Genomic DNA, 25,830 nt, shown 5'->3' on the forward strand with positions numbered 1-25,830 from the left:
GGGTGGAGCTGACCGGTACTAATAGGCCGAGGGCTTGTCCTCAGTTGCTCGCGTCCACTGTGTTAGTTCTGAAACAACGAACACACCCCCCACACCAGGCTGGGGTGCGGTGGTTCAACAGTTTCATAGAGTTTCGGTGGTCATAGCGTTAGGGAAACGCCCGGTTACATTCCGAACCCGGAAGCTAAGCCTTTCAGCGCCGATGGTACTGCAGGGGGGACCCTGTGGGAGAGTAGGACACCGCCGAACAATCATTCCGGGAAAGCCCCGCACCACTGGTGCGGGGCTTTTCTGCGTTCCGGGCCCGGTACGGACCGGAGCCCCCCCCGCCGGACCCGGTGGACGGGGCCGGCGGGGGCGGGCGGTAAAGTCGGGGGGCCAACATCGGTACCGTTCTCAGCAGGAGGCCCCCGGGTGGAGGTCCAGGAGACCGAGGTCCAGACAGACCGGGTCCTCACCATCCCCAATATTCTGAGCATGGCGCGCCTCCTCGGCGTGCCCTTGTTCCTGTGGCTCATCCTCCGGCCCGAGTTCGGCGGACCCAAGAGCGACGGCTGGGCACTGCTCGTGCTGGCGCTCAGCGGCGTCAGCGATTACCTCGACGGCAAGCTCGCGCGGCGATGGAACCAGATCAGCAGCCTCGGCCGGCTGCTCGACCCCGCCGCCGACCGCCTGTACATCCTGTCCACCCTCGTCGGCCTCACCTGGCGCGAGATTCTGCCGCTGTGGCTGACACTCGTGCTTTTGGCGCGCGAGGCCATGCTGCTGGTCATGGTGGGAATCCTCCGGAAGCACGGCTATCCGCCGCCGCAGGTGAACTTCCTCGGAAAAGCTGCGACATTCAACTTGATGTACGCCTTCCCCCTCCTGCTTCTCAGTGACGGAAGCGGCTGGTTGGCGTCACTCGCTGAAGTTTTCGGATGGGCTTTCGCCGGATGGGGTACAACTCTGTATTGGTGGGCAGGGATCCTCTATGTGGTCCAGGTCCGCCGACTGGTGAAGGCGGACAGCGCGGCCGATTGAGCCCGCCCGTCCCGTACCGTGCAGCGTCGCCGGCGGGAACGAGGATGTCCGAGGGCCCGTGAGCGGACAGGTTTGGTCGGCAGGACCGTCGTCTCTTCAAGGAGGACGCTTCCGACATGAAGGCCGTCGTGATGGCCGGTGGCGAAGGAACCCGCCTTCGCCCCATGACCTCGAGCATGCCCAAGCCTCTGCTGCCGGTGGCGAACCGGCCGATCATGGAGCACGTCCTACGACTGCTCAAGAGGCACGGTCTCAACGAGACCGTCGTCACCGTGCAGTTTCTCGCGTCGCTCGTCCGGAACTACTTCGGCGACGGCGAGGAGCTCGGGATGGAGCTCACGTACGCCAACGAGGAGAAACCGCTCGGCACAGCGGGCAGTGTGAAGAACGCCGAGGAGGCGTTGAAGGACGACGCCTTCCTCGTGATCTCGGGGGACGCCCTCACCGATTTCGACCTCACCGACCTGATCCGTTTCCACAAGGAGAAGGGCGCCCTCGTCACGGTCTGCCTGACGCGGGTGCCGAATCCACTGGAATTCGGCATCACCATCGTCGACGAGGAAGGAAAGGTCGAACGCTTCCTGGAGAAACCGACCTGGGGGCAGGTCTTCTCCGACACCGTGAACACGGGCATCTACGTGATGGAGCCCGAAGTCTTCGACTACGTCGAAGCCGATGTGCCGGTCGACTGGTCGGGTGATGTCTTCCCGAAACTCATGAAAGAGGGAAAGCCCGTCTACGGCTACGTCGCCGAGGGCTACTGGGAGGACGTCGGCACCCACGAGAGCTACGTCAAGGCACAGGCCGACGTCCTGGAGGGCAAGGTCCAGGTCGACATCGACGGCTTCGAGATCTCGCCCGGCGTGTGGGTCGCCGAGGGCGCCGAGGTCCACCACGACGCGGTGCTGCGCGGACCGCTCTACATCGGCGACTACGCCAAGGTCGAGGCCGGTGCCGAGATCCGGGAACACACCGTCGTCGGCTCGAACGTCGTCGTGAAGACCGGCGCCTTCCTGCACAAGGCCGTCGTCCACGACAACGTCTACATCGGGCCGCAGAGCAACCTCCGCGGCTGCGTCATCGGCAAGAACACCGACGTCATGCGGGCGGCCCGGATCGAGGACGGGGCCGTCATCGGCGACGAGTGCATGATCGGCGAGGAATCGATCGTGCAGGGCAACGTACGGGTCTACCCGTTCAAGACCATCGAGGCCGGCGCCTTCGTCAACACCTCGGTGATCTGGGAGTCCCGGGGACAGGCGCACCTCTTCGGCGCGCGCGGGGTCTCCGGCATCCTCAACGTCGAGATCACGCCCGAACTGGCCGTACGGCTGGCGGGGGCGTACGCGACGATGCTGAAGAAGGGCTCCACCGTCACCACCGCGCGCGACCACTCGCGCGGCGCGCGGGCCCTCAAACGGGCGGTGATCTCCGCACTCCAGGCCAGCGCCATCGACGTGCGGGACCTGGAGAACGTACCCCTGCCGGTCGCCCGGCAGCAGACCGCGCGGGGCAGCGCCGGCGGCATCATGATCCGCACCTCCCCGGGCGTGCCGGACTCCGTCGACATCATGTTCTTCGACGAGCGGGGCGCGGACCTGTCACAGGCCGGGCAGCGGAAGCTGGACCGGGTCTACGCGCGGCAGGAGTACCGGCGGGCCTTCCCCGGCGAGATCGGCGACCTGTCCTTCCCCGCCAGCGTCTTCGACTCGTACACCGGCTCCCTGCTGCGGAACGTCGACACCTCCGGGATCGCGGAGGCCGGGCTGAAGGTCGTCGTCGACGCCTCGAACGGCAGCGCCGGACTCGTCATGCCGAGCCTCCTCGGCCGGCTCCAGGTGGACTCGCTGACGATCAACCCCGGACTCGACGAGTCGCGGCCCACCGAATCCGCCGAGAGCCGGCGGGCCGGGCTCGTACGGCTCGGAGAGATCGTCGCCTCCGCGCGGGCCGCGTTCGGAGTGCGCTTCGACCCGGTGGGCGAGCGGCTGTCGCTCGTCGACGAACGGGGCCGGATCATCGAGGACGACCGGGCCCTGCTGGTCCTCCTCGACCTGGTGGCGGCCGAGCGCCGGTCCGGACGGGTCGCGCTGCCGGTCACCACGACCCGGATCGCCGAGCAGGTGGCCGCGTACCACGGCACACAGGTCGAATGGACGACCACCTCGCCCGACGACCTCACCCGGGTCGGCCGGGAGGAGGCCACGATCTTCGGCGGCGACGGGCGCGGCGGGTTCATCGTGCCCGAGTTCAGCAGCGTCTTCGACGGGGCGGCGGCCTTCGTACGGCTCATCGGCCTGGTCGCGCGGACACAGCTCACGCTCAGCCAGATCGACGCCCGCATCCCCCGGGCGCACGTCCTCAAGCGGGACATCCCCACCCCGTGGGCCGTGAAGGGGCTCGTGATGCGGCGGGTGGTCGAGGCGGCCGGCGGCAGATCCGTGGACACCACCGACGGCGTGCGGGTCGTGGAGGCCGACGGCCGGTGGGTCATGGTCCTCCCCGACCCCGCAGAGGCCGTCACCCACCTGTGGGCCGAGGGCCCCGACGACACCTCCGCGCAGGTCCTGCTCGACGAATGGGCGCGGGTGGTCGAGGGCGCGGGCCGCTGACCCGGTCCCGACACCGGCCGGGCGGCTCCGAGGAGGGGCCGCCCGGCCTCGTCGCAGGGCCATTCGGCGGTACGGCGCACGACGTGCGACGATGTGCGGCATGTCGCAGCAGCCCCCCGTTCGGAGCACAGGTTCTCCACCCCCGCGCCCGGACGCGTCGATGTCGCTGCTGAACAACGTCATCGACCACGCGCTGGACGACGGATACGCGGAGGCGACCGCCCGCCGCCGGGCCGAGGGCGGACCCGCGCCGAGGCCGCTGCGGGCCAAGCTCGGCCTCGCCGCCGGACTCGTCCTGGCCGCCGCGGTGGTCACCGTCGGCGCGGCCGAGGCCCGGGTCTCCGCCCCCGTGGTGGCGAAGGAACGCCAGGAGCTCATCGGCCGCATCGACGACGAGAACGCGGCCGCCGACGGCCTGGAGGCCGACGTCGAGCGGATCCGGGCCGAGGTCGCCGCCCGGCAGCGCGCGGCGCTCCAGGAGCACGGCGGCGACCAGGGCGAACTGGTCGCGCTGCTCTCCGGCGCCACCCCCGTGCACGGCCCCGGCGTGAAACTCGTCGTCGACGACGCCAAGGGCTCCGACAGCGGAGGCGGCGGCCCCCGGGAGAGCGCCGGATTCTCCGACACCGGACGGGTCCGCGACCGGGACATGCAGCGGGTGGTCAACGGACTGTGGCAGTCGGGCGCCGAAGCCGTCTCGATCAACGGCCAGCGGCTGACCGCGCTCTCCGCGATCCGGGCCGCCGGCGACGCGGTGCTCGTCGACAACCGGCCGCTCGTGCCGCCGTACACCGTCCTCGCCCTCGGCGACGGACAGCGCCTGCGCACCACCTTCCAGGACAGCGCGGACGGGCAGTACCTGCACGCCCTGGTGGAGAACTTCGGGATCCGCAGCGACATCTCGGTCCAGGGCGACCTGCGCCTGCCCGCGGCACCGAGCCTCAACGTACGTACAGCCGAGCCGAGGCGGACCGGAGCGGCGACGCCGTCCGGCGGGGCCACGGCCGACAAGGGGAAGGGCACATCGTGATCGCCGTACTGGGCCTGATCGTCGGAGTCGTGGCGGGACTGCTGGTCCGGCCCGAGATCCCCGCGGTCGTGGAGCCCTACCTCCCCATCGCCGTGGTCGCCGCCCTCGACGCGGTCTTCGGCGGTCTGCGGGCCATGCTCGACGGGATCTTCGTCGACAAGGTCTTCGTCGTCTCCTTCCTCTCCAACGTGGTCGTGGCCGCGCTCATCGTCTTCCTCGGCGACAAGCTCGGCGTCGGCGCGCAGCTCTCCACCGGTGTCGTCGTCGTGCTCGGCATCCGGATCTTCTCCAACGCGGCCGCCATCCGCCGCCATGTCTTCCGGGCGTGAGGCCGATGACCGTGAACCCGAACGAGAAGCCGGAACCCGGCGGGAAGCCGGAACCCGAGGAGACGCCCGCGCCCGCCGCGAAGCCGCCGGTGCCCGAGGAGCGTCCCCTGACCCCGGCCGCCGGAAGCCGTGACCCGGAGCCCGAGGCGGTCGAGGAGACGGCCCCGGAGCCCGAGAAGACAGCCCCGGAGCCCGAGGAGAGCGTCGGGAACGCTTCCGCGGCCGGTGCGCCCGTGCCCGCCGCGGACGGCGGGACCAAGACCGCGCCGGACGGCCGCAGGCGCCTGGCGGACGCCCTGTGGCCGCCGCGGGTGACGCGGGCCCAGCTCGTCGTCGCCCTGCTCCTCGCCTGCCTGGGCTTCGGCCTCGCCATCCAGGTCTCCTCGACCAGCGAGGGCAGCGCGCTGCGCGGCGCCCGCCAGGAGGACCTCGTACGGATCCTCGACGAGCTGGACGACCGCACCCAGCGGCTGGAGGACGAGAAGGCACGGCTGGAGAAGCAGCGCTCCGAGCTGGAGTCCAGCTCCGACCAGGCCGAGGAGGCCCGCCGGCAGACCCAGGAGAAGGAGCGGCAGCTCGGCATCCTGGCCGGCACGGTCGCCGCCGAGGGACCCGGCATCACGCTGACGGTCGGCGACCCGACCGGCGCGGTCGAGTCCGACATGCTGCTGGACGCCATCCAGGAGCTGCGGGCGGCCGGTGCCGAGGCGATCCAGGTCGACGGCGTGCGGGTGGTGGCGAACAGCTATTTCACCGGAAGCGGCGACGACATGCGGATCGATGGAACGAAGGTGGCCGCTCCGTACGTCTTCAAGGTCATCGGCAAGCCCGAGGATCTGGAGCCCGCGCTCAACATCCCCGGTGGAGTCGTGCAGACCCTGGAGAAGGAGCAGGCCACGGCCACGGTGGAGCGGTCGGCGAAGATCGTCGTCGACGCCTTGCGACCCGCGGAGCGGCCTGACTACGCTCAGTCGTCCTCGCAGTGAGAGAAGGGTCGGGGGCTTCCGCGACATGGGCTGGAGCGTTGCGGGGGGTCGGCGCACCACAACGGTGGTGCGTGGTGGAAACTGTCCGGAGGATACGGACGTTGTGAAGGTGTCCGGGTCGGCAGGTGTGATGGATCTCGGTTCGTCCTGCCCCACGGGCGGGTCTGTTTCGGTCAAGGGGAATCGCCCGTGAAGTTGTTTGCGAAGTTGTTCGGCAAGAGCGCACGCGAGGACGGCGGCAACGCCAGGCACCGCGCGCCGCGCCATGCCCAGAGCGAGGAGGAGCAGGGCGGCGAGCGCCCGCTCTTCCGTGACGAGGTCGGCGGTCCGGGCGGTGGCAATCCGGGCGCGTCGTCTGTTGACCCCACCGGTGCCGCGCGCATAGGTTTCGGTGAACCATCAACCTCAAGTACGGGTGGAGGGTTTGCCCCCGACCCGTACGCGACCCAGACCTCCGCGGGTCAGCCGCGGCCGGAGGACGCGTCCATGCCGGTGTGTACGAGGTGCGGCCACCGCAACACGGCGGACAGCCGTTTCTGCTCCCACTGCGGTACGCCGCTGCGGGGCGGGATCGCCGCCGAGCGCCCCTCGGAGACGACGTCGACGATCTCGATCTCCGGCCTGGAGGCGTACGACGCGGAGGTCACCGGCCAGATCGCGATGCCGGCGCTGTCCCCCGAGGCCCTCGCGGCCGTCGAGGCGCTGCCGCCCGGTTCCGCGCTCCTGGTGGTGCGGCGCGGCCCGAACTCGGGCAGCCGCTTCCTCCTGGACGGCGAGCTGACCACGGCCGGCCGCCACCCGCAGAGCGACATCTTCCTGGACGACTTCACGGTCTCCCGGAGGCACGTCGAGTTCCGCCGGGGCCAGGACGGGCGCTTCACCGTCGCCGACGTCGGCAGCCTCAACGGCACCTACGTCAACCGCGAGCCGATCGACTCGGTCGTGCTCAACAACGGCGACGAGGTCCAGATCGGCAAGTACCGGCTGGTCTTCCACGTGAGCCAGCGAGGCGTCTGACACGCCTGGCGGAGATCTTCAGGAAAGGTCCATGGTGCGAACAGCGACGGGCGGTGCCGGAACCGGCACCGCCACCGCGGGCGACCGGCTGGTGAGTATCGGCACCGTGCTGAACCAGCTGCGGGACGAGTTCCCCGAAGTGACGATCTCCAAGATCCGCTTCCTGGAGGCCGAGGGGCTCGTCGAGCCCCGCCGCACGGCCTCCGGGTACCGGAAGTTCAGCCCGCAGGACGTGGAGCGGCTCGCCGCCGTCCTGCGGATGCAGCGGGACCACTACCTCCCGCTGAAGGTCATCCGCGAGCACCTCGACGCCCTCGCCCGGGGCGAGCAGGTCAGGCTGCCGGCGCCCGGACGGCGCCGCGACCCGCTGGACGGCGTCCTCGACGGGACCCCGGACGACGGGGACGGCGAGGCGGCGACTGTCACCCGCGTCGGCCGGGCCGAGCTGATCGCCGCCGCCGGGGTCACCGAGGCCGAACTGGCGGAGTGGGAGTCGTACGGGCTGATCGCCGGGAGCGGCGACTACGACGCGGAGGCCGTGAACGTCGCCCGCATCGTCGCCGAGCTGGGCCGCTTCGGGCTCGAACCCCGGCACCTGCGGGCCGTCCGGGCCGCCGCCGACCGGGAGGCCGGGCTCATCGAGCAGGTCGTCGCCCCGCTGCGGCGCCACCGCAACCCGCAGACCCGCGCCCACGCCGAGGACACGGCCGCCGAGCTGGCCTCGCTGTCGGTCCGGCTGCACGCCGCCCTGGTGCGCAACGCGCTCGGAATCCGCCTCCAGTAGGGCCCGGGAACGGCTCCGGCGGGCCTCCCGCACGGACCCCGGAGGGGGCCCGACTATCCAAACCGGTCGGGCACGTCCTAGGGTTGCTGTGTGAACGAGCTCGACGTTGTGGGTGTCCGGGTCGAAATGCCCTCGAACCAGCCGATCGTGCTCCTGCGCGAGGTGGGAGGCGACCGGTACCTTCCCATCTGGATCGGACCGGGCGAGGCGACCGCGATCGCCTTCGCCCAGCAGGGCATGGCCCCGCCCAGGCCGCTGACGCACGACCTCTTCAAGGACGTGCTGGAGGCGGTGGGCCAGGAGCTGACCCAGGTCCGCATCACCGATCTGCGCAACGGGGTCTTCTACGCCGAGCTGGTCTTCGCCAGCGGCGTGGAGGTGAGCGCCCGCCCCTCGGACGCGATAGCCCTGGCACTGCGCACCGGGTCGCCGATCTTCGGCAGCGACGGCGTCCTCGACGACGCCGGCATCGCGATCCCCGACGAGCAGGAGGACGAGGTGGAGAAGTTCCGCGAGTTCCTCGACCAGATCTCCCCGGAGGACTTCGGGAGCCAGTGACCCGGCCGGCCCGCCCCCGTGGGGGCGCCCCGCACAGGGGGGCGCACGAGGGGCGTTCGGGAGCGCCGTCGGCGCATTCGAGTAGCCTTTCCCGCGAGTGGGACACGTGAAACCACTCTCTGGGTGATTATCACTCGGCGTGCCGAGTGTGGCGATCGTTGACGCACCCCGGGCGACTCCCTACCTTTCGAGTGGGCAGGTCAAGGACGGAGGGTCGGCGTGATGAGCAGCGCGGACGGTACGGCAGGGAGCTCGCTCGGACGCGTGTCCGGGGAGCGTGGTCCGTATCCGCTTCACGGCGGTGCGGGCGGCCTCGGAACGGATGTGGAGACCGGGGGCGGACTCGCGGACGAGGCCGTCGGCTACCGGGGCCCCACGGCCTGTGCGGCGGCCGGCATCACCTACCGCCAGCTGGACTACTGGGCGCGCACCGGGCTCGTCGAGCCGAGCGTGCGGCCCGCGTACGGCTCCGGGACGCAGCGGCTCTACAGCTTCCGCGACGTCGTCGTCCTCAAGATCGTCAAGCGGTTCCTCGACACCGGGGTCGCCCTCCAGAACATCCGGGCCGCCGTGCAGCACCTGCGCGCCCGGGGCTTCCGGGACCTGGAGCGCATGACGCTGATGAGCGACGGGGCCACCGTCTACGAGTGCTCCTCGCCCGACGAGGTCGTCTCCCTGCTCCAGGGCGGGCAGGGCGTCTTCGGGATCGCGGTCGGGGTCGTCTGGCAGGACGTGGAGGCCGCGCTGTCGCAGCTGCACGGGGAGCGCGTCGACACCGGCGAGACGCTCGTCGGGCACAACCCGCAGGACGAGCTGGCGCGGCGCAGGCGCGACCGGGCCGTCTGAGACTTCGGGGCCCCTGCCGCGGGGCGGGCCCGTGCCCGTGGCGGCGGTTGTCAGTGGCGTGAGGCAGCATCGGAGGCGTGAGAGCCGCCCCCACGATCCTTCACCTGGACATGGACGCCTTCTTCGCCGCCGCCGAGCAGGCGTCGAAACCGAGCCTGCGCGGCAAGCCCGTGGTGGTCGGCGGGCTCGGGCCGCGCGGTGTCGTCGCCACCGCCTCGTACGAGGCCCGGCGCTTCGGCGTGCACTCGGCGATGCCCATGGGGCAGGCGCGGCGGCTCGCGCCGAACGCCGCCTACCTGGTGCCGCGCTTCGCCTTCTACCGGGCCATCAGCGGGCAGGTCATGGAGCTGCTGGGGCGGTTGTCGCCGCTGGTGGAACCGCTCAGCCTCGACGAGGCGTTCGTGGACCTGGAGGCCGGCGGGGTGGCCGGGGACAGCGCGAGCGCGCGGGCCGTGGGGGAGCGGCTGCGGGCCGACATCCTGGCGTCCACCGGACTCACCGGCTCCGTCGGGCTCGCCGGGTCCAAGATGCTCGCCAAGATCGCCTCGGAGGAGGCCAAGCCGGACGGGCTGGTCCTGTTCGAGCCGGGGACCGAGCGGGAGCTGCTCGCGCCCCGCTCGGTGCGGATTGTGCCCGGCGTCGGGCCGGCCACCGGGGACCACCTGCGGCGGGCCGGGATCACCACCGTCGCCGAGGTGGTGGAGGCCGGCGAGGACGAGCTCGTACGCCTCCTGGGGCGGGCGCACGGCACCTCGCTGCACCGGATGGCGCTCGGGCACGACGACCGGCCCGTGGTCGCCGAGCGGGACGCCAAGTCGGTCTCCGTGGAGGACACCTTCGACATCGACCTGCACGACCGGCTGCGGATCCGGCTGGAGGTGGAGCGGCTGGCCGAGCGGTGCGTGGCCCGGCTGCGGGCCTCCGGCCACTCGGGGCGGACGATCGTGCTGAAGGTGCGGCGCTACGACTTCTCGACGCTGACCCGCTCCGAGACGCTGCGCGGGCCGACGGACGACCCGCTGGTGGTGCGGGAGGCCGCCGAGCGGCTCCTGGAGCTGGTGGACACCACGGGCGGGGTGCGGCTGCTCGGCGTCGGGGTGGCCGGGCTCGCCGACTACACGCAGGAGGACCTCTTCGCCCAGGCGGAGGCGGGCGCGCGGGCGGAGGCGGAGGCCGCGGGGGCGGCCGGGCCCGGGGGCGAGGCGCCTGCGGCTTCCGCCGCGCCGCCGCCCCTCCCCGTACCCCCGCCCCTCCCCGTACCCCCGGCCTCTCCCGTACCCCCGTCTCCCTCTGTGTCCCCGGCTTCCGGTGCGGTTCCGGGGGCCGGCGGGGTGCCGGGCGGGGAGGAGGCGGGCGGGCGGCGGTGGGCGCCGGGGAACGACGTGCGGCACGCCGTCCACGGGCACGGCTGGGTGCAGGGCAGCGGGCTCGGCCGGGTCACCGTCCGGTTCGAGCGGCCGGACGGCCGGGTCCCCGGCCGGGTGCGGACCTTCGCGGTGGACGATCCGGAGCTGGCAGCGGCCGATCCGCTGCCCCTGGTGCCCGGCGGGGCCACCGGGGCGGAGGGCGCAGCCCCGGCGGTGGTCCGTGCGGGTGAGTAGGACCGGCCCCGGGGCCGGGCGCGGGTCAGGCCGCGTCGTCCCGGCCCGCGATCCGGCCGAAGTCGGGGACGTGCCCGGACGGCGGCGGGAGCGTCAGGCTGTAGTGCCGGTAGAGCTGGAGCTCCTGCTCGGGGGAGAGGTGACGGCCCACGCCGAAGTCGGGCGCGTCCTTGATGAGGGAGCGTTCGAAGGGGATGTGGAGCCCGTCGTCGGTCAGCTCGCTCGGCTCCAGCGGGACGAACGCGTCCCGGCTGAACAGCCCCGTGCGGACCGCCGCCCACTCGGGGACGCCCGTCGCGTCGTCCAGGTACACCTCGTCCACGGTTCCGATCTTGTGCCCGTTCCGGTCGAACGCCTTGCGGCCGATCAGGCTGCGCGGATCGATGTCGGTCTGCACGGTCCCTCCAACTGGTCGCAACTGCTCTACACCCCTACGAAAGGGCACATCCGGGATGTCGGCCACTTGAGCGATGGGGGCCACAGGCGCGCTGGTAGGCTGGTCGTGGCTGTCGACACCGTGCGGGAGAGTCCTCCGGAGGGAAACCCCCGGTGGCGCCGAAGGAGCAAATCCTCCCCGGAATCTCTCAGGCACCCGGTACCGCGCGGACGAGGTCACTCTGGAAAGCAGGGCGGGAGTCCGACGGCATCCGCTCTCACCGACGGTGAAAACCGGCGTGCCCACGGGCGTGCCGGTGAAGCTCTCAGGTTGAGATGACAGAGGGGGAGGCCGTCCGGGCACCCACGCCGTGGTGCCCCTCGCAGGTCGTGACGACCAGGAGGCCCCCGCATCATGACCGCCAACCGCACCCCGCTCTCCGAGCTCGAACAGGGCATCCCCTTCGAGCAGCGGCACATCGGACCCGACGCCGAGGCGCGGGCCAAGATGCTCGCCCAGGTCGGTTACGGCTCCCTCGACGAGCTGACGGCCGCCGCGGTGCCGGACGTCATCAAGAACGCCGAGGCGCTGGACCTGCCCGGCGCCCGCACCGAGGCCGAGGTCCTCGCCGAGCTGCGCGCCCTCGCCGGCCGCAACGAGGTCCTCGCCCCGATGATCGGCCTCGGCTACTACGGCACCTTCACCCCGCCGGTCATCCTGCGCAACGTGATGGAGAACCCCGCCTGGTACACGGCGTACACGCCCTACCAGCCGGAGATCTCCCAGGGCCGCCTGGAGGCCCTGCTCAACTTCCAGACCATGGTCGCCGACCTCACCGGCCTGCCGACCTCCGGCGCCTCCCTCCTCGACGAGGGCACCGCCGCCGCCGAGGCCATGTCGCTCTCCCGCCGCGTCGGCAAGGTCAAGAAGGGCGTCTTCCTCGTCGACGCCGACACCCTGCCGCAGACCGTCGCCGTCATCGAGACCCGCGCCGAGCCGACCGGCGTCGAGGTCGTCGTCGCCGATCTCTCCGAGGGCATCCCGGCCGAGATCGCCGAGCGCGGCGTCTTCGGCGTGCTCCTCCAGTACCCGGGCGCCTCCGGCGCGGTCCGCGACATCAAGCCGCTGATCGACGCCGCCCACGGGCTCGGCGCGATCGTCACCGTCGCCGCCGACCTGCTCGCGCTCACCCTGCTCGTCTCGCCCGGCTCGCTCGGCGCCGACATCGCCGTCGGCACCACCCAGCGCTTCGGCGTCCCGATGGGCTTCGGCGGCCCGCACGCCGGCTACATGGCCGTGCAGGACAAGCACGCCCGCTCGCTCCCCGGCCGCCTCGTCGGCGTCTCCGTCGACGCCGACGGCAACAAGGCGTACCGCCTCGCGCTCCAGACCCGCGAGCAGCACATCCGCCGCGAGAAGGCCACCAGCAACATCTGCACCGCCCAGGTGCTCCTCGCCGTCATGGCCGGCATGTACGCCGTCTACCACGGCCCCGACGGCCTGAAGCAGATCGCGGCCCGCACCCACCGCTACGCGGCGATCCTCGCCGCCGGGCTCACCGCCGGGGGCGTCGAGCTCACCAAGGGCGTCTTCTTCGACACCCTCACCGCCCGCGTGCTCGGCCGCGCCGACGCCGTCGTCGCCGCCGCCCGCGAGGCCGGCGTCAACCTGTACCGTGTCGACGCCGACCACGTCTCGGTCTCCTGCGACGAGACCACCGGCCGCGAGCAGCTCGCCGCCGTCTGGGCCGCCTTCGGCGTCACCGCCGACGTCGAGGCCCTGGACGCCGCCACCGAGGACGCCCTCCCGGCCGGTCTGCTGCGCTCCGACGCGTACCTCACCCACCCGGTCTTCCACGCGCACCGCTCCGAGACCGCGATGCTGCGCTACCTGCGCCGCCTCTCGGACCGCGACTACGCGCTCGACCGCGGCATGATCCCGCTCGGCTCCTGCACCATGAAGCTGAACGCGACCACCGAGATGGAGCCGGTGACCTGGCCCGAGTTCGGCCAGATCCACCCCTTCGCGCCGATCGACCAGGCCCAGGGCTACGTCACGCTCATCACCGAGCTGGAGGAGCGCCTCGCCGAGGTCACCGGCTACGACAAGGTCTCGATCCAGCCCAACGCCGGCTCCCAGGGCGAGCTGGCCGGCCTCCTCGCCGTCCGCGCCTACCACCGCGCCAACGGCGACGCGCAGCGCACCGTCTGCCTCATCCCGTCCTCCGCGCACGGCACCAACGCCGCCTCCGCGGTGATGGCCGGCATGAAGGTCGTCGTCGTGAAGACCGCCGAGGACGGCGAGGTCGACGTCGAGGACCTGCGCGCCAAGATCGCGCAGCACCGCGACGAGCTCGCCGTGCTCATGATCACCTACCCGTCGACGCACGGCGTCTTCGAGGAGCACGTCGCCGACATCTGCGCCGAGGTCCACGAGGCCGGCGGCCAGGTGTACGTCGACGGCGCCAACCTGAACGCCCTGGTCGGCCTCGCCAAGCCGGGCCACTTCGGCGGCGACGTCTCGCACCTCAACCTGCACAAGACCTTCTGCATCCCGCACGGCGGCGGCGGCCCCGGCGTCGGCCCGGTCGGCGTCCGCGCCCACCTCGCGCCGTTCCTGCCGAACCACCCGCTCCAGCCCACCGCGGGCCCGGAGACCGGCGTCGGCCCGATCTCGGCCGCCCCGTGGGGCTCCGCAGGCATCCTCCCCATCTCCTGGACGTACGTCCGCCTGATGGGCGGCGAGGGCCTCAAGCGCGCCACCCAGGTCGCCGTCCTCGCGGCGAACTACATCGCCAAGCGCCTGGAGCCGCACTACCCGGTGCTCTACACCGGTCCGGCCGGGCTCGTCGCCCACGAGTGCATCGTCGACCTGCGGCCGCTGACCAAGGCGACCGGCGTCACCGTCGACGACATCGCCAAGCGCCTGATCGACTACGGCTTCCACGCGCCGACCATGTCCTTCCCGGTCGCCGGCACGCTGATGATCGAGCCGACCGAGTCCGAGGACCTGGCCGAGCTGGACCGCTTCTGCGACACGATGATCGCGATCCGCGCCGAGATCGAGAAGGTCGGCTCGGGCGCGTGGCCCGCCGAGGACAACCCGCTGCGCAACGCCCCGCACACCGCGGCCGCGCTCGGCGGCGAGTGGAACCACGCCTACGGGCGCGACGAGGCCGTCTTCCCGGCCGGCGTCTCGGCCGCCGACAAGTACTGGCCGCCGGTCCGCCGCATCGACGGTGCCTTCGGCGACCGCAACCTGGTCTGCTCCTGCCCGCCGCTGGACGCGTACGACCACTGACGGACGGCACGGCGAAGGGCCGGTCCGGAGTTCCGCTCCGGGCCGGCCCTCGGCGCTTCCGGGCCGTGCGCCCGGGAGCGGTCGCGGTTCAGGCCGCCGTCGTCACGTGCCCGGTCGTCAGCGGCCGGTGCGGGGCGATGATCCGGCCGTCCGGCAGCAGTTCGCCGGTGTCCTCGAAGAGCAGGACCCCGTTGCACAGCAGACTCCAGCCCTGTTCCGGGTGGCAGGCCACCGAGAGGGCCGCCTCGCGGTCGGCGGAGTCGGCGGTGGGACAGGCAGGCTGGTGATGGCACATGGGTGGGTTCTTTCGCTGCGTCGTGATGGATGTCCTGCGGCTGTTCACGCTCACGGCCGCCCCCGTCGGTCGGTTCGGTTCCGGGCCCAGTCTTGCCGTACGGACGTCCTTCCGCAGGGATTTCGCGTCAGCTCGTCCGCTCCTGGGAAGACGCGTCACCCGCAGGGGCGGTTCAGCTCAACACCCCTGCCCGTTCGGATGGTTCGGGGTGGCCCGGCTGGACTAGTCCGTACGGGAGGGGTGTTCGGAAGGCCCGTTCGGGAGCCTTTTTCGGACAGAAGTGCGCCCCGTGACCCGGTCGGGCCACGGGGCGCACTTCTGTCCGGATGGACGTACGGACCGATGTCCGGGCGGGTCAGGCGGCGGGCGCCTCGGCGTCGAAGAACGGCGGCGGCGCGAGACGGGTGCTCAGCACGGGCAGCAGGTCGGCCGCCCGGTAGGGGCGGTGGGCGGCGATGCCGGGCGGGGCCGGGGCGAGCGGTACGAGGACGTCGGCGGCGTCCGCGTCCGGCTCCGCGCCGTCCGCGCCCGGTTCGGGGCGCAGCCACAGCGTCAGCATGTACAGCTCCGGCACCGACAGCAGCCGGGGCTGGTACGCGCCCGGCAGCGCCTCCGCCTGGGCCAGCGCCCGCTCGGTGGCGGTGACGTACGGCCCCTCGAAGAAGTGGGAGAAGGCCCAGCCGCCGTCCGGGTCGGGCACGGTCTCCGCCGCGGCGACCGCCCGGTCCCCGCAGCGGATCAGGAAGCGCCAGCCGACGAGCCGGGTGCGCGGCTGCCCGGGGGCGGCGGAGAGCCTCAGGAGGTGGACGGGCAGCGGGAGTTCGGGGCTCAGCGGTCCCGGCGCGGCCCGCAGCGCGGGGGTGCGGGCCTCGTGTACGGCCGTGGGCGAGCCCAGTGCCGCGAGGACACTGCGCAGGGCCGGCGCGGGGGCCGGAGAGGATCGGAGCATGGTGTGGGTCGCCTCTCGCTCAGGAGACACGGTGCTGCGCGGTTACGTGGGCAGGTGCGACGGCGCTGTCGGCGGCGAGGGCGGAGCGGGGGGCCACGGGTGCGTGGCCGGCACCGGCGCCCCGCCTCGTCCGCGGATTTTATACGAAGCCCGTTCACAGAGTGTTTCCGCCATGCCCCTCCGATATTCCTGAAGGGCGGCATCGGGCCGCTTCCGGTGGTTCGGGCGGCGGAATCATGGCGGAATCGCGATGTGACACAGATCTCCGGACTCGCATTCTCCCGCAGGTCGGAGGGGATAATTCCGATAAAGTCGTCACGGGGTCACCGGGCCGATATGACACCGGTATATGTCCATGGCCGTTCGGGAGTCCGCGAGAACGTCCGGGACGCCCCTGGTCCGTACCGGGGCATTCGCGCCGAGGACGTCTCCACCGGCGTTGTCGATCAGCGGCGTGGGCATCATCGTCCGTGTGCGCGGCCCGTCCGGCGGCCGCCCGGGCGGGAGGGACGCCTCGATGGGGGAGAAGGTCGTGACGGACGGGTTCGGCCCGGCCGACCGGCAGCGGTACCGGCGCAAGCTCCAGCAGTGTCTGGCGGGGCTCGCCCGGCTCCTCGCGGAGCAGCGGTTCGACCGCCCGCGCAACCTCATGGGCGTGGAGATCGAACTCAATCTCGCGGGTCCCGACGGGCTGCCCCGGATGCTGAACGAAGCCGTCCTGGAAAAGATCGCGAGCGCCGATTTCCAGACCGAACTCGGAATGTTCAACCTGGAAGTCAACATCGCCCCCCGGCGGCTCGACGGCCACGTTTTCGACCGGCTCGCGGAGGAGCTGCGGACCGCCCTGGGATATGCCGACCGCAAGGCCGCCGAACTCGACGCGGGCGTCGTCATGATCGGTGTGCTGCCGACCCTCGCCGCGAGTGATCTCGTCTTCGAGAACCTTTCCTCGGCCGACCGCTACGCGCTGCTCAACGATCAGATCCTCACCGCCCGCGGAGAACAGATCAGCCTCGACATCCAGGGCGTCGAACGGCTCGCGCAGACCTCGGAATCGATCATCTCCGAGGCGGCCTGCACCTCGGTCCAGCTCCACCTCCAGGTCACCCCGGCCCGCTTCGCCGCCGTCTGGAACGCCGCCCAGGCCGTCGCCGGCGTGCAGATCGCCCTCGGTGCCAACTCGCCCTTCGTCTTCGGCCGCGAGGTCTGGCGGGAGTCCCGCCCGCCCCTCTTCCAGCAGGCCACCGACACCCGCCCGCCCGAGCTCCAGGCCCAGGGGGTGCGGCCGCGCACCTGGTTCGGCGAGCGGTGGGTGGACTCGGCGTACGACCTCTTCGAGGAGAACGTGCGCTACTTCCCCTCGCTGCTGCCGCTGTGCGACGAGGAGGACCCGCTCGGCGTCCTCGACGCGGGCGGGGTGCCCCAGCTGAAGGAACTCGTCCTGCACAACGGCACCGTCTACCGCTGGAACCGGCCGGTGTACGGCTGGGTCGACGGCGTCCCGCACCTGCGGGTGGAGAACCGCGTCCTGCCCGCCGGCCCCACCGTCACCGACGTCCTCGCCAACGCCGCCTTCTACTACGGGCTGGTCCGCTCCCTCGCCGACGACCCGCGCCCGGTGTGGCGGCGGATGCCGTTCACGGACGCCGAGGCCAACTTCGACACGGCCTGCCGGTACGGCATCGAGGCGGAGCTGCGCTGGCCCCGGCCGGGGCGCGCGGGCGGGACCGCGACCGTCCCCGCCGCCCGGCTCGTCCTCGACGAACTGCTGCCGCTCGCCGCGGCCGGCCTGGACGCCTGGCGCATCGACCCGGCGGACCGGGACCGCTACCTCGGCGTCATCGAGCAGCGGTGCCGGCGCCGGGTCAACGGCGCCTCCTGGCAGGCCGACACCTTCCACCGGACCCGGGAGGCCGGGCTCGGCCGGGAGGAGGCACTGGCGGCGACCACCCGGCGCTACCGGGAGCTGATGCTGACGGGGGAGCCGGTGCACACCTGGCCGGTGGCGGCCGCGGGGAGGTGAGGCGCCGCCGCGCCGCACCCCGGATGGCGCCGCGGCCGGGCCGTCGCGCATGATCGTCGTCACGGGGACCGAGGCCGGTCCCCGGGCGGTCGCGACGGGAACGGGAGACGGGCGTGGTGTCGGAACAACGGGTCGTGGACGGTCTCCCGGCCCCGGGCGGTCCGCCGCCCCGGGTGCTGCGCTCCGAGACCCTCATCGTGCTGGCGCTCTCGCTCGGCGCGAGCGGGGTCTCCTCCCTCATCAGCTTCGTCGGCTCGCTGACCCGGTCCGCCGCGCTCAAGGAGCAGGCGGCCAACCTCAACGGCTCGTACGCCCCCGGGCGCCCCTGGCTCGACCTCACCTGGCAGCTCTTCGGCATCGCCACCGCGCTGGTGCCGGTGCTGCTCGTCGCCCACCTGCTGACGCGGGAGGGCTCGGGGCTGCGGGACATCGGCTTCGACCGGACCCGGCCGTGGTCCGACCTCGGGCGCGGGGCGCTGACGGCCGCCGGCATCGGCAGCGCGGGCCTGGCCTTCTACCTGGCGGCGCAGGCGTCCGGCTTCAACCTCACGGTGGTGCCCGAGTCGCTGCCCGAGGTCTGGTGGAAGTATCCGGTCCTGATCCTCTCGGCGATCCAGAACTCCGTCCTGGAGGAGGTGATCGTCGTCGGCTACCTGCTGCGCAGGCTGGGGCAGCTGGGCTGGTCGCCGACGGCCGCGCTGGTGGCGAGCTCGGTGCTGCGCGGCTCGTACCACCTCTACCAGGGCATCGGCGGCTTCCTCGGCAACGTGGTGATGGGCGTCGTCTTCGTGCTGCTCTACCGCCGCTGGGGGCGGGTCGGCCCGCTGGTCGCCGCGCACGCGCTGCTCGACATCGTCGCCTTCGTCGGCTACGGGCTGCTGGCGGGGAAGGTGGACTGGCTGCCGACCCTCTGAGGCGGCGCGGGCCCGGAAGGGGCGTACGGCACCCGGTGCCGTACGCCCCTTCGTCGTGCCGCCGCCGGGTCAGGCGTGCAGTTCGCCGTCGATGACGGTGACGGCGCGGCCGGTCAGGAGGGTGCGGTCGCCGCGCAGCCGGGTGCGGACCAGGCCGGTGCGGGCGCCGCCCTGGAAGCCGGTCAGCTCGTCCCGGCCGATGCGGGCCGACCAGTACGGCGCGAGCGCGGTGTGGGCGCTGCCGGTGACGGGGTCCTCGTCGATGTCGAGGGAGGGGAAGAAGGCGCGCGAGACGAAGTCGTAGCCGCCGTCCGGGTCGGCGGCGCGGGCGGTGACGACGACGCCGCGCGAGGAGTGCGCGGTGAGCGCGGCCAGGTCGGGGGCGAGCGCGCGGACGGCGGCCTCGTCGCGGAGTTCGGCGATCAGGTCGCCGACGTGGGCGGAGGTGTCGTGCACGGCGAGGACCTCGGCGCCGAGCGCCTCCGGCAGCCCGTCCGGGACGGGGAGCGGGGTGAGCGAGGAGGTCGGGAAGTCCAGGGTGATGCCGCCGTCCGGACCGGTGGCGGCGCCGAGCACGCCGGAGCGGGTGGCGAAGCGGACGGGGCCGTCGGCGGCGCCGGTGGTGCGCAGGACGTGGGCGGTGGCGAGGGTGGCGTGGCCGCACATGTCGACCTCGGCCGCCGGGGTGAACCAGCGCAGCGCCCAGTCGGCCTCGCCGCCGGGCGGCAGCGGGTGCGCGAAGGCGGTCTCGGAGAGGTTGACCTCGGCGGCCACCTGCTGGAGCCAGGAGTCGTCCGGGAAGGAGTCGAGGAGGAGGACGCCCGCGGGGTTGCCGGAGAAGGGCCGGTCGGTGAAGGCGTCGACGATTCGGATGCGCATGCTCCGGACCGTACCGGGGGCGGGCGGGGGAGACCCGGGCCAATCGGGAACGCCTGGCCCGGTGGCGTACGGCTGCCCGCCCGCCCGGCTGCGTGCTCGGCCGTCCGCCCGGCTGCTTGTTCGGTTGCTTGCTCGTCGAACAGTTCCGATATATCGTTGAGGCATCGCGACAGTTCGTCGATGGAATCTCGCGGAAGGAGCGTTGCGATGCGTCCACACGGAGACGAGTACGGACACGAGTTCGGCCACGGTCACGGCCGGGGAGCCGGGCGTGGAGGTCGTGGGCCCGGGATGTGGGGTGACGCCGAGGGGCGCCGCGCTGCCTTCGGGCCCTTCGGCCCCGGGTTCGGCCCCTTCGAGCGGGGCCGGGGTGGCGGCCGGGGGAGGGCGCGGCGCGGCGACGTGCGCGCCTCGATCCTGGCGCTGCTGAAGGACCGCCCGATGCACGGCTACGAGATGATCCAGGAGATCGGCGAGCGCAGCGGCGGGGCCTGGAAGCCCAGCCCCGGCTCGGTCTACCCGACCCTCCAGATGCTGGAGGACGAGGGCCTGATCGTCAGCGCCAGCGAGGGCGGCAAGAAGCTCTTCTCGCTCACCGACACCGGGCGGGAGGAGGCCGCCGCCGCACCGGACGCCCCCTGGGAGGAGGCCGGGCGCGGAGTCGACTGGGAGGCGCTCAACGAGGTGCGGCAGGCCGGGTTCGGCCTGATGGAGGCGTTCGGCCAGGTCTGGAAGACCGGCAGCCCCGAGCAGCGCCGCAAGGCCGTCGAGCTGATCGGCGAGACCCGCAAGAAGCTGTACCTGATCCTCGCCGACGAGCACTGAGCCGGGAGGGCGACGGGCCCCGGGCGGCACCTGCCGCCCGGGGCCCGTCGTGGTCCGTCGTGCCGGTGGTGTCAGGCGACCAGGCCCGCGAGCTTGCGCAGCGACTCGTTCAGCGCCGCCGTCGCCGAATCCTTCAGCTTCCCCGCCATCAGCGCCACCGCCGCCCCGGTGAACTCGCCGTCGACGCGGACCGCCGTCCCGCCGTCCGCGTCCGCCAGGGAGTAGCGGGTTCCGACGATCACGCCCATCGGCCCCTTGCCCCGGATCGCGAGGACCCTGCCCTCCTCCAGTTCCTCGACCGTCCAGAGCACCTCGGCCGGGAAGCCCATCAGCTTCATGTTCTCGGTGAAGGTGGCACCGGCCGCCAGCGTCTCGGGCCCGCCGTCCGGGAAGCTGGTGTGGGTGGCGTTCCACTCCCCGTACGAGCCGAAGTCGGTGAGGCGCTCCCACACCTTCCCGGACGGTGCCTCGATCCGTGCCTCCGCGCTGACTTCGGCCATGACGCCACCCCTTCACGCGTACCGCTGGGTTCTGGTGTCGCGGAACGTAGCCCCGGGGGCGCGAACATTCAATACTGATGAACCGTCAGTTCTGCGGCGGCGGGACCCGTACCGTTCCCGATCCACCGGATCTCGGCCCCGTCGAAGGAGTCCGAGACGCGTGGCCCGCCGTCCTCCTCGTGCCGGTGGAAGGCCGCCCAGAACAGATCGCCCGGCAGCGCATCCCGGGGGGCGTACACCCGGTACACGAACTCCCGGCCGTCGGCCGCGCACAGACCCACCATCCAGAACACGTGGGAAAGACGCTCCCGGACCGCCTCCCGGTTGCGCCGCCGGGCGGCCGGAACAGGGCGGCGCGCGCGAAATCAAGGCGGCGCGCGCCGTGTCGGCCACATCGGCCGGATCTCCTCCCCGAGGAGGAGGCGGCGCGCGCGGACGCACGACTCCGGTGGGACGCGGACATGGTTCTCGGCGGTGATGACCGGGACGGGGCCCGGCTGATGGGGTGGGAGGGTGCACCCTCCCGTCCCGTCGCGCTCCACCCCGCCCCCGGCGTCCGCCGGTCCGGCACCCCTGCTCGCCACCGTGGTCGGCGCCGCGCGCCGCCGCGCCCGCCGGGACGGCGACCGCCAGGTCGACACCGCCCACCTGCTGCACGCCCTCGTCGAGTCCGACCCCGAGACCCGCGCCGCCTTCGACGGCGAGCAGCGCGTCACCCGGGTCCTCGGCTACCTCGTCCAGCGCTCCATCGGATACGGGCTCCGCTGGCAGCGGTCCGCCGAGGGCGACGGCGCCCCGTCGCCGCTGCCCGCCGCGCGGGCCGGGGAGGGGGCGGGGCGGCGCACCGCCCGCTGGTCCCCGGCCGCCGCCGCGGCCCTGGAGGAGGCCCTGCGCCGGGCCGCCGCCCGCGGCGAGGAGCACCCCCGCGGGCTCGACCTGCTCGCCGGACTCGCCGCCGACCCCACCAGCCGGGCCGGCGAGGTGCTCCGGCACGCCGGGATCGACCCGCCGGTGCTCGGCGCCCGCGCCCTCGCCCTCGCCGCGGCGCTCGCCCTGCCGGAGGGCGACATCCGGTCCTTACCGGACGCGAGGTTCTGACCCCGCCCCAGGGGGCCGCGCCGGCCCGTCTCACCAGGTGCGACGGGGGTTACGCACCTGACCGGGGCCTGCCATCATGGCCCGATGCACGCGTCTCAGGGGAGAAGCGCCGGCCTGGGACTCGCCCTGGCCTCGGCCTTCGCATTCGGTGGTTCGGGAGTGGCGGCCAAGCCGCTGATCACGGCGGGGCTCGACCCGCTCCACGTCGTCTGGCTCCGGGTCGCCGGTGCCGCGCTCGTCATGCTGCCCGTGGCCTGGCACCACCGGGGCCTGCTGCGCCGCAAGCCCGGCCTGCTCATCGGCTTCGGCCTGTTCGCCGTCGCCGGCGTCCAGGCGTTCTACTTCGCCTCGATCTCCCGCATCCCGGTCGGCGTCGCCCTCCTCGTCGAGTACCTCGCCCCGGCGCTCGTCCTCGGCTGGGTCCGCTTCGTGCAGCGCCGCCCGGTCACCCGCGCCGCCGCCCTCGGCGTCGTCCTCGCGGTCGGCGGCCTCGCCTGCGTCGTCCAGGTCTGGTCCGGCCTGAGCTTCGACCTCCTCGGCCTGCTCCTCGCGCTCGCCGCCGCCTGCTGCCAGGTCGGCTACTTCGTCCTCTCCGAGCAGGGCGCCGACGAGGCCGAGCCCGCCGACCCGCTCGGCGTGATCGCCTACGGCCTGCTCATCGGCGCCCTCGTCCTCACGGCCGTCGCCCGCCCGTGGGGGATGGACACCGCGGTCCTCACCGGGCGGGCCGACCTCGACGGCACCTCCGTGCCGGCCTGGCTGCTGCTCGGCTGGATCGTCCTGATCGCCACCGTCCTCGCGTACGTCACCGGCGTCGTCTCGGTGCGCCGGCTCTCCCCGCAGGTCGCCGGAGTGGTGGCCTGCCTGGAGGCGGTCGTCGCCACCGTCCTCGCCTGGGTGCTGCTCGGCGAGCACCTGGGGACCCCGCAGCTCCTAGGCGGCGCGCTCGTCCTGTTCGGCGCGCTCATCGCCCAGTCCAGCGCCCCCAAGCCGCCGTCCGGCGGGCCCGTCGCGGGCTCCGACGGCGAGGAGCCGGAGCGCGCGGGGGAGTTGTCGGCCGGCCGGACCGCCCCGTAGGGTGCCGGGCATGCACGCGACCGTCCTTCCGCCTCCCGCCGTCTAGGACCTGTCCGACGGCTTTCGTCGGGTCCGGTCCGCACGGTGCGCACCCTTTCCCGAGGGGCCCGGTCGTACAGCCGAAGCGGCGGTACGGCTCCGAGGCGAGCGCGCCGGGCGACCCGCCCCGGTACGACGGCCGACCGGCAGGTCCTGGCGCGCGGTGACTCCTCCAAGGACGACGGGCCGGATCCGGCCGGGCGTTCCGCCGGTGTCCGCGCGGCCGACGACCCCCTTCCGTCCCGGTCCGCCCCGCGCGGACCGTCCTTCCGGAGCGATCACGTGCCGAACTCACCCGTCCCGTCCGCGCTGCCCGTCGGGCGCAGCCTGGTCTACCTCGTCGTCGCCGGAGTCGCCTGGGGCACCGCCGGCGCCGCCGGGTCCCTCGTCTTCCGCAACAGCGACATGGGCCCGCTCGCCCTCTCCTTCTGGCGCTGCGCCGGCGGCCTCCTGCTGCTGCTCGCCGTCCCGGCCCTGCGCGCGCTGCGCCGGGGGCGGCGGTCCCGGACCGCCGCGCCCGCCGCCGAACCGCGCCGGATCCTGCTCGTCCGCGTCGTCGGCACCGGCCTCGGCCTCGCCGTCTTCCAGACCGCCTACTTCGCCGCCGTCGAGTCCACCGGCCTCGCGGTCGGCACGGTCGTCACCCTCGGCGCGGGCCCCGTCCTCATCGCGGCCGGCGCCCGCGTCACCATGGGCGAGCGCCTCGGCCTCGGCGGTCTCGCGGCCGTCGTCGGCGCCCTCGCCGGGCTCACCGTCCTCGTCCTGGGCGGCGGGGGCGCCGAGGTCCGGCCCGCCGGTGTCGGCTACGCGGTCCTCTCCGCCGCCGGGTTCGCCTCCCTCACCCTGCTCACCCGTTGGCTCGGCAGCCGGGGCGGCGGCGCCGGCTCGCTGACGACCACCGCGTGGAGCTTCGGCGTCGGCGCCGTCGCGGTGCTGCCGTTCGCGCTGTTCGAGGGGCTGCTGCCGCACACCGAGGACGTGGTGCGGCTGCTGCTCCTGCTGCTGTACGTGGCCGCGATCCCGACCGCGCTCGCCTACGCCCTGTACTTCGCGGGCGCCGCGGTCGTCCGGGCCGCCACCGTCTCCGTGATCATGCTCCTGGAGCCGGTCAGTGCCGCGCTGCTGGCGGTCACCCTGCTCGGCGAGGAGCTGACCGCGACGACGGTGCTCGGGACCGTGCTGCTGCTCGCCGCGGTCACCGGACTCGCCTTCGCGGAGGCCCGGACGGCGGCGGAGCGGCGCAGGGCGGCCGCACCCGCCGCCGCGTAGGCGGCCCGCCGGGAGCGCCTCCGTCTCCGCGCCGCCGGACGTGCTTCCGCGCCGCCGGGCTCACTCGTCGGCGGTGAGGCGGCGCAGCTGGTGGGCGCGGGCGGCGAGGTCGCCGGGACCGGCCCGTTCGGCGAGCCGCTCCGCGACCCCGCGCCGGACGTGCTCGGGCTTGTTGCCCGCGTACTTGAACTTCGCCCGCACCTCCGTCACCTCCAGGCTCAGCCCCCGGATGCCGGACAGCATCCGGCCGAAGGGGGCCTCGCCGGGGGCGGCCGGGGCGGTGCCGCCCTCCGGCTGGAAGTGGGCGACCTGCCGGTTCAGCAGCGCGGCCTTCTCCGCCGGGTCGTCCACCACGCGCGCGACGCAGCGCAGTTGGACCGCCGCGTAGTACGAGGTGGGCGTGCCGTGCTCGGCGGGCGCGCCCTCGGACGCGGTCCAGGTGCCGGGGACGTACACATAGTCGTCCACCACGCTCAGCAGCACCTGCGGATCGGCCTCCAGGGCGCGCCACAGCGGGTTCGGCCGCGCGAGGTGGGTGATCACCCGGCCGTACGGGCCCGGCTCCGCGTCGTACCGGAAGTGCGCGGGCTGGACCCAGGGCGGGTCGCCGGGCAGGCCGTTGACGGCGAGCTGGCCGAAGGAGTGGCGGGCGAGCCACTCCCGCCACTCGGTCTCGTCGGCGGCGTCCCAGGGGTGGATGAGCATCGGTCCTCCTCGGAAGGGAGCGGGCGGGGAGAGAGGGGCGGGGCGGGTCAGCGGGGGAGTGCGGCGAGGTAGCCGGGCGGGGGGACGGCCGGGTCGAGGTCCGCCGACGGCACCGGGGTGCCGGTGCGCGGGGCGACCGGGACGACACCGGCCCAGTGCGGCAGGGCGAGGTCCTCGGGGTCGTCGTTCGGACCGCCCTCGCGGATCTTGGCCGAGACCTCCACCAGGTCCAGGCGGAGCACGGCGGTCGCGGCCAGCTCCTTGCCGTCGGCGGGGCGGGAGTCGGCCGCGCGGCCCGGGACGACCTGGTCGACGAGGGCGTCGAGCGCGGCGCGCAGCTCCTCGGGGTCGGTGACCCGGCGGGCGGTGCCGTGGACCACGACGGAGCGGTAGTTGAGCGAGTGGTGGAAGGCGGAGCGGGCCAGGACCAGGCCGTCGACGTGGGTGACGGTCAGGCAGACCGGCAGCCCCGGCTCGTCGGCGCCGTCCGCCCCGGCCGCCCGCAGCGGGCGGGAGCCGGTGGAGCCGTGCACGTACAGCCGCTCGCCGATCCGGCCGTAGAGGGTCGGCAGCACGACGGGCGCGCCGTCGCGCAGGAAGCCGAGGTGGCAGACGTACCCCTCGTCGAGGATCGCGTGGACCACCTCCCGGTCGTAGGAGGCGCGCTGCCGGGCGCGGGTGGGGACGGTGCGGCCGGTCGGGAGGTAGCCGGACCCGCTCCGGTCGGTGCCGGGCGCCCCCGCCGTCTCCGTGGTCCCGCTCGTCTCTCTGGTAGCCCCTCTGGTCGCCATGGCG

General features: G+C 73.2%; 25 protein-coding genes, 1 rRNA gene and 1 riboswitch. Of the genes, 18 read left to right on the plus strand and 8 right to left on the minus strand.

Annotation, left to right across the window (positions count from 1 at the left end; translation table 11 throughout):
* Positions 1–132 precede the first annotated feature (132 nt).
* The 11 genes from rrf to IE219_RS14860 all read left to right on the plus strand — a co-directional run bounded on the left by rrf (position 133) and on the right by IE219_RS14860 (position 10,786).
* Positions 133–249 (plus strand): 5S ribosomal RNA (rrf, locus tag IE219_RS14810).
* Between the two features lie 165 nt (positions 250–414).
* Complete coding sequence (clsA, locus tag IE219_RS14815) at positions 415–1,023, plus strand: cardiolipin synthase ClsA (protein ID WP_189977342.1); 609 nt, start codon at positions 415–417, stop codon at positions 1,021–1,023.
* A gap of 116 nt (positions 1,024–1,139) precedes the next feature.
* The gene (locus tag IE219_RS14820) at positions 1,140–3,635 is read left to right on the plus strand and encodes a mannose-1-phosphate guanyltransferase (protein WP_189977344.1); all 2,496 of its coding nucleotides are present in this window, start codon (positions 1,140–1,142) and stop codon (positions 3,633–3,635) included.
* A 100-nt stretch (positions 3,636–3,735) separates the two neighbouring features.
* Positions 3,736–4,665: a DUF881 domain-containing protein gene (locus tag IE219_RS14825; protein ID WP_189977346.1), complete on the plus strand. Its 930-nt coding sequence runs from the start codon at positions 3,736–3,738 to the stop codon at positions 4,663–4,665.
* The gene (locus IE219_RS14830; RefSeq protein WP_030492461.1) at positions 4,662–4,994 is read left to right on the plus strand and encodes a small basic family protein; all 333 of its coding nucleotides are present in this window, start codon (positions 4,662–4,664) and stop codon (positions 4,992–4,994) included. Before IE219_RS14825 ends, IE219_RS14830 begins: the two co-directional genes overlap by 4 nt.
* Positions 4,995–4,999: 5 nt before the next feature.
* The gene (locus IE219_RS14835; protein ID WP_229849766.1) at positions 5,000–5,980 is read left to right on the plus strand and encodes a DUF881 domain-containing protein; all 981 of its coding nucleotides are present in this window, start codon (positions 5,000–5,002) and stop codon (positions 5,978–5,980) included.
* 81 nt (positions 5,981–6,061) lie between these two features.
* On the plus strand, positions 6,062–6,997 hold the full coding sequence (locus IE219_RS14840) for an FHA domain-containing protein (RefSeq protein ID WP_189977983.1): 936 nt from the start codon (positions 6,062–6,064) through the stop codon (positions 6,995–6,997).
* Between the two features lie 31 nt (positions 6,998–7,028).
* The gene (gene ftsR, locus IE219_RS14845) at positions 7,029–7,781 is read left to right on the plus strand and encodes a transcriptional regulator FtsR (protein ID WP_189977348.1); all 753 of its coding nucleotides are present in this window, start codon (positions 7,029–7,031) and stop codon (positions 7,779–7,781) included.
* 90 nt (positions 7,782–7,871) lie between these two features.
* On the plus strand, positions 7,872–8,339 hold the full coding sequence (locus tag IE219_RS14850; RefSeq protein WP_189977350.1) for a bifunctional nuclease family protein: 468 nt from the start codon (positions 7,872–7,874) through the stop codon (positions 8,337–8,339).
* Between the two features lie 222 nt (positions 8,340–8,561).
* Positions 8,562–9,185: a MerR family transcriptional regulator gene (locus tag IE219_RS14855; RefSeq protein ID WP_189977352.1), complete on the plus strand. Its 624-nt coding sequence runs from the start codon at positions 8,562–8,564 to the stop codon at positions 9,183–9,185.
* Between the two features lie 77 nt (positions 9,186–9,262).
* Positions 9,263–10,786: a DNA polymerase IV gene (locus IE219_RS14860; protein WP_189977354.1), complete on the plus strand. Its 1,524-nt coding sequence runs from the start codon at positions 9,263–9,265 to the stop codon at positions 10,784–10,786.
* Between the two features lie 25 nt (positions 10,787–10,811).
* On the opposite strand, the gene IE219_RS14865 is transcribed toward IE219_RS14860, so the two are convergent.
* On the minus strand, positions 10,812–11,183 hold the full coding sequence (locus IE219_RS14865) for a PRC-barrel domain-containing protein (RefSeq protein WP_189977356.1): 372 nt from the start codon (positions 11,181–11,183) through the stop codon (positions 10,812–10,814).
* A gap of 113 nt (positions 11,184–11,296) precedes the next feature.
* Positions 11,297–11,397: riboswitch (glycine riboswitch) on the plus strand.
* A gap of 179 nt (positions 11,398–11,576) precedes the next feature.
* Between IE219_RS14865 and gcvP the strand changes: the two genes are divergently transcribed.
* Positions 11,577–14,462 (plus strand): aminomethyl-transferring glycine dehydrogenase, encoded by a 2,886-nt coding sequence (gene gcvP / locus IE219_RS14870; RefSeq protein ID WP_189977358.1) that lies wholly within the window; start codon positions 11,577–11,579, stop codon positions 14,460–14,462.
* 88 nt (positions 14,463–14,550) lie between these two features.
* On the opposite strand, the gene IE219_RS14875 is transcribed toward gcvP, so the two are convergent.
* Positions 14,551–14,757 (minus strand): DUF5999 family protein, encoded by a 207-nt coding sequence (locus tag IE219_RS14875; protein ID WP_189977360.1) that lies wholly within the window; start codon positions 14,755–14,757, stop codon positions 14,551–14,553.
* Between the two features lie 355 nt (positions 14,758–15,112).
* Entirely contained in the window at positions 15,113–15,706 is a 594-nt protein-coding gene (locus tag IE219_RS14880) for a hypothetical protein (protein ID WP_189977362.1), read from the minus strand.
* A 517-nt stretch (positions 15,707–16,223) separates the two neighbouring features.
* Between IE219_RS14880 and IE219_RS14885 the strand changes: the two genes are divergently transcribed.
* A complete protein-coding gene (locus tag IE219_RS14885; RefSeq protein ID WP_189977364.1) occupies positions 16,224–17,729 on the plus strand; it encodes a glutamate-cysteine ligase family protein in 1,506 nt (501 codons plus the stop codon).
* Positions 17,730–17,863: 134 nt separating this feature from the next.
* Positions 17,864–18,643 carry a CPBP family intramembrane glutamic endopeptidase gene (locus IE219_RS14890; RefSeq protein ID WP_189977365.1) on the plus strand — a complete coding sequence of 260 codons (780 nt, stop codon included), beginning with the start codon at positions 17,864–17,866 and terminating at the stop codon, positions 18,641–18,643.
* A 69-nt stretch (positions 18,644–18,712) separates the two neighbouring features.
* Here IE219_RS14890 and IE219_RS14895 read toward each other — a convergent pair whose 3' ends face one another.
* Positions 18,713–19,522 (minus strand): PhzF family phenazine biosynthesis protein, encoded by an 810-nt coding sequence (locus IE219_RS14895; protein ID WP_189977367.1) that lies wholly within the window; start codon positions 19,520–19,522, stop codon positions 18,713–18,715.
* A gap of 207 nt (positions 19,523–19,729) precedes the next feature.
* Between IE219_RS14895 and IE219_RS14900 the strand changes: the two genes are divergently transcribed.
* Positions 19,730–20,347: a PadR family transcriptional regulator gene (locus tag IE219_RS14900; protein ID WP_189977369.1), complete on the plus strand. Its 618-nt coding sequence runs from the start codon at positions 19,730–19,732 to the stop codon at positions 20,345–20,347.
* A 71-nt stretch (positions 20,348–20,418) separates the two neighbouring features.
* Here the strand turns inward: IE219_RS14900 and IE219_RS14905 are convergent, their stop codons facing one another.
* Positions 20,419–20,847, minus strand: a complete 429-nt coding sequence (locus tag IE219_RS14905; RefSeq protein WP_189977371.1) for a type II toxin-antitoxin system Rv0910 family toxin — start codon at positions 20,845–20,847, stop codon at positions 20,419–20,421.
* 68 nt (positions 20,848–20,915) lie between these two features.
* Complete coding sequence (locus tag IE219_RS14910) at positions 20,916–21,140, minus strand: hypothetical protein (protein ID WP_189977374.1); 225 nt, start codon at positions 21,138–21,140, stop codon at positions 20,916–20,918.
* Between the two features lie 220 nt (positions 21,141–21,360).
* Between IE219_RS14910 and IE219_RS14915 the strand changes: the two genes are divergently transcribed.
* The 3 genes from IE219_RS14915 (at position 21,361) to IE219_RS14925 (ending at position 24,330) form a co-directional block, all read left to right on the plus strand.
* Entirely contained in the window at positions 21,361–21,945 is a 585-nt protein-coding gene (locus IE219_RS14915) for a Clp protease N-terminal domain-containing protein (RefSeq protein WP_189977376.1), read from the plus strand.
* Positions 21,946–22,029: 84 nt separating this feature from the next.
* Positions 22,030–23,022, plus strand: a complete 993-nt coding sequence (locus tag IE219_RS14920) for an EamA family transporter (RefSeq protein WP_189977377.1) — start codon at positions 22,030–22,032, stop codon at positions 23,020–23,022.
* 321 nt (positions 23,023–23,343) lie between these two features.
* Positions 23,344–24,330 carry a DMT family transporter gene (locus tag IE219_RS14925; RefSeq protein ID WP_189977379.1) on the plus strand — a complete coding sequence of 329 codons (987 nt, stop codon included), beginning with the start codon at positions 23,344–23,346 and terminating at the stop codon, positions 24,328–24,330.
* A 60-nt stretch (positions 24,331–24,390) separates the two neighbouring features.
* Here the strand turns inward: IE219_RS14925 and IE219_RS14930 are convergent, their stop codons facing one another.
* On the minus strand, positions 24,391–25,035 hold the full coding sequence (locus IE219_RS14930) for an FMN-binding negative transcriptional regulator (RefSeq protein WP_189977381.1): 645 nt from the start codon (positions 25,033–25,035) through the stop codon (positions 24,391–24,393).
* Between the two features lie 47 nt (positions 25,036–25,082).
* Entirely contained in the window at positions 25,083–25,826 is a 744-nt protein-coding gene (locus IE219_RS14935; protein WP_189977383.1) for a pyridoxamine 5'-phosphate oxidase family protein, read from the minus strand.
* Positions 25,827–25,830: the final 4 nt, after the last annotated feature.

This window comes from Streptomyces termitum, assembly GCF_014650175.1.
Taxonomy (GTDB): Bacteria; Actinomycetota; Actinomycetes; order Streptomycetales; family Streptomycetaceae; genus Streptomyces; species Streptomyces termitum.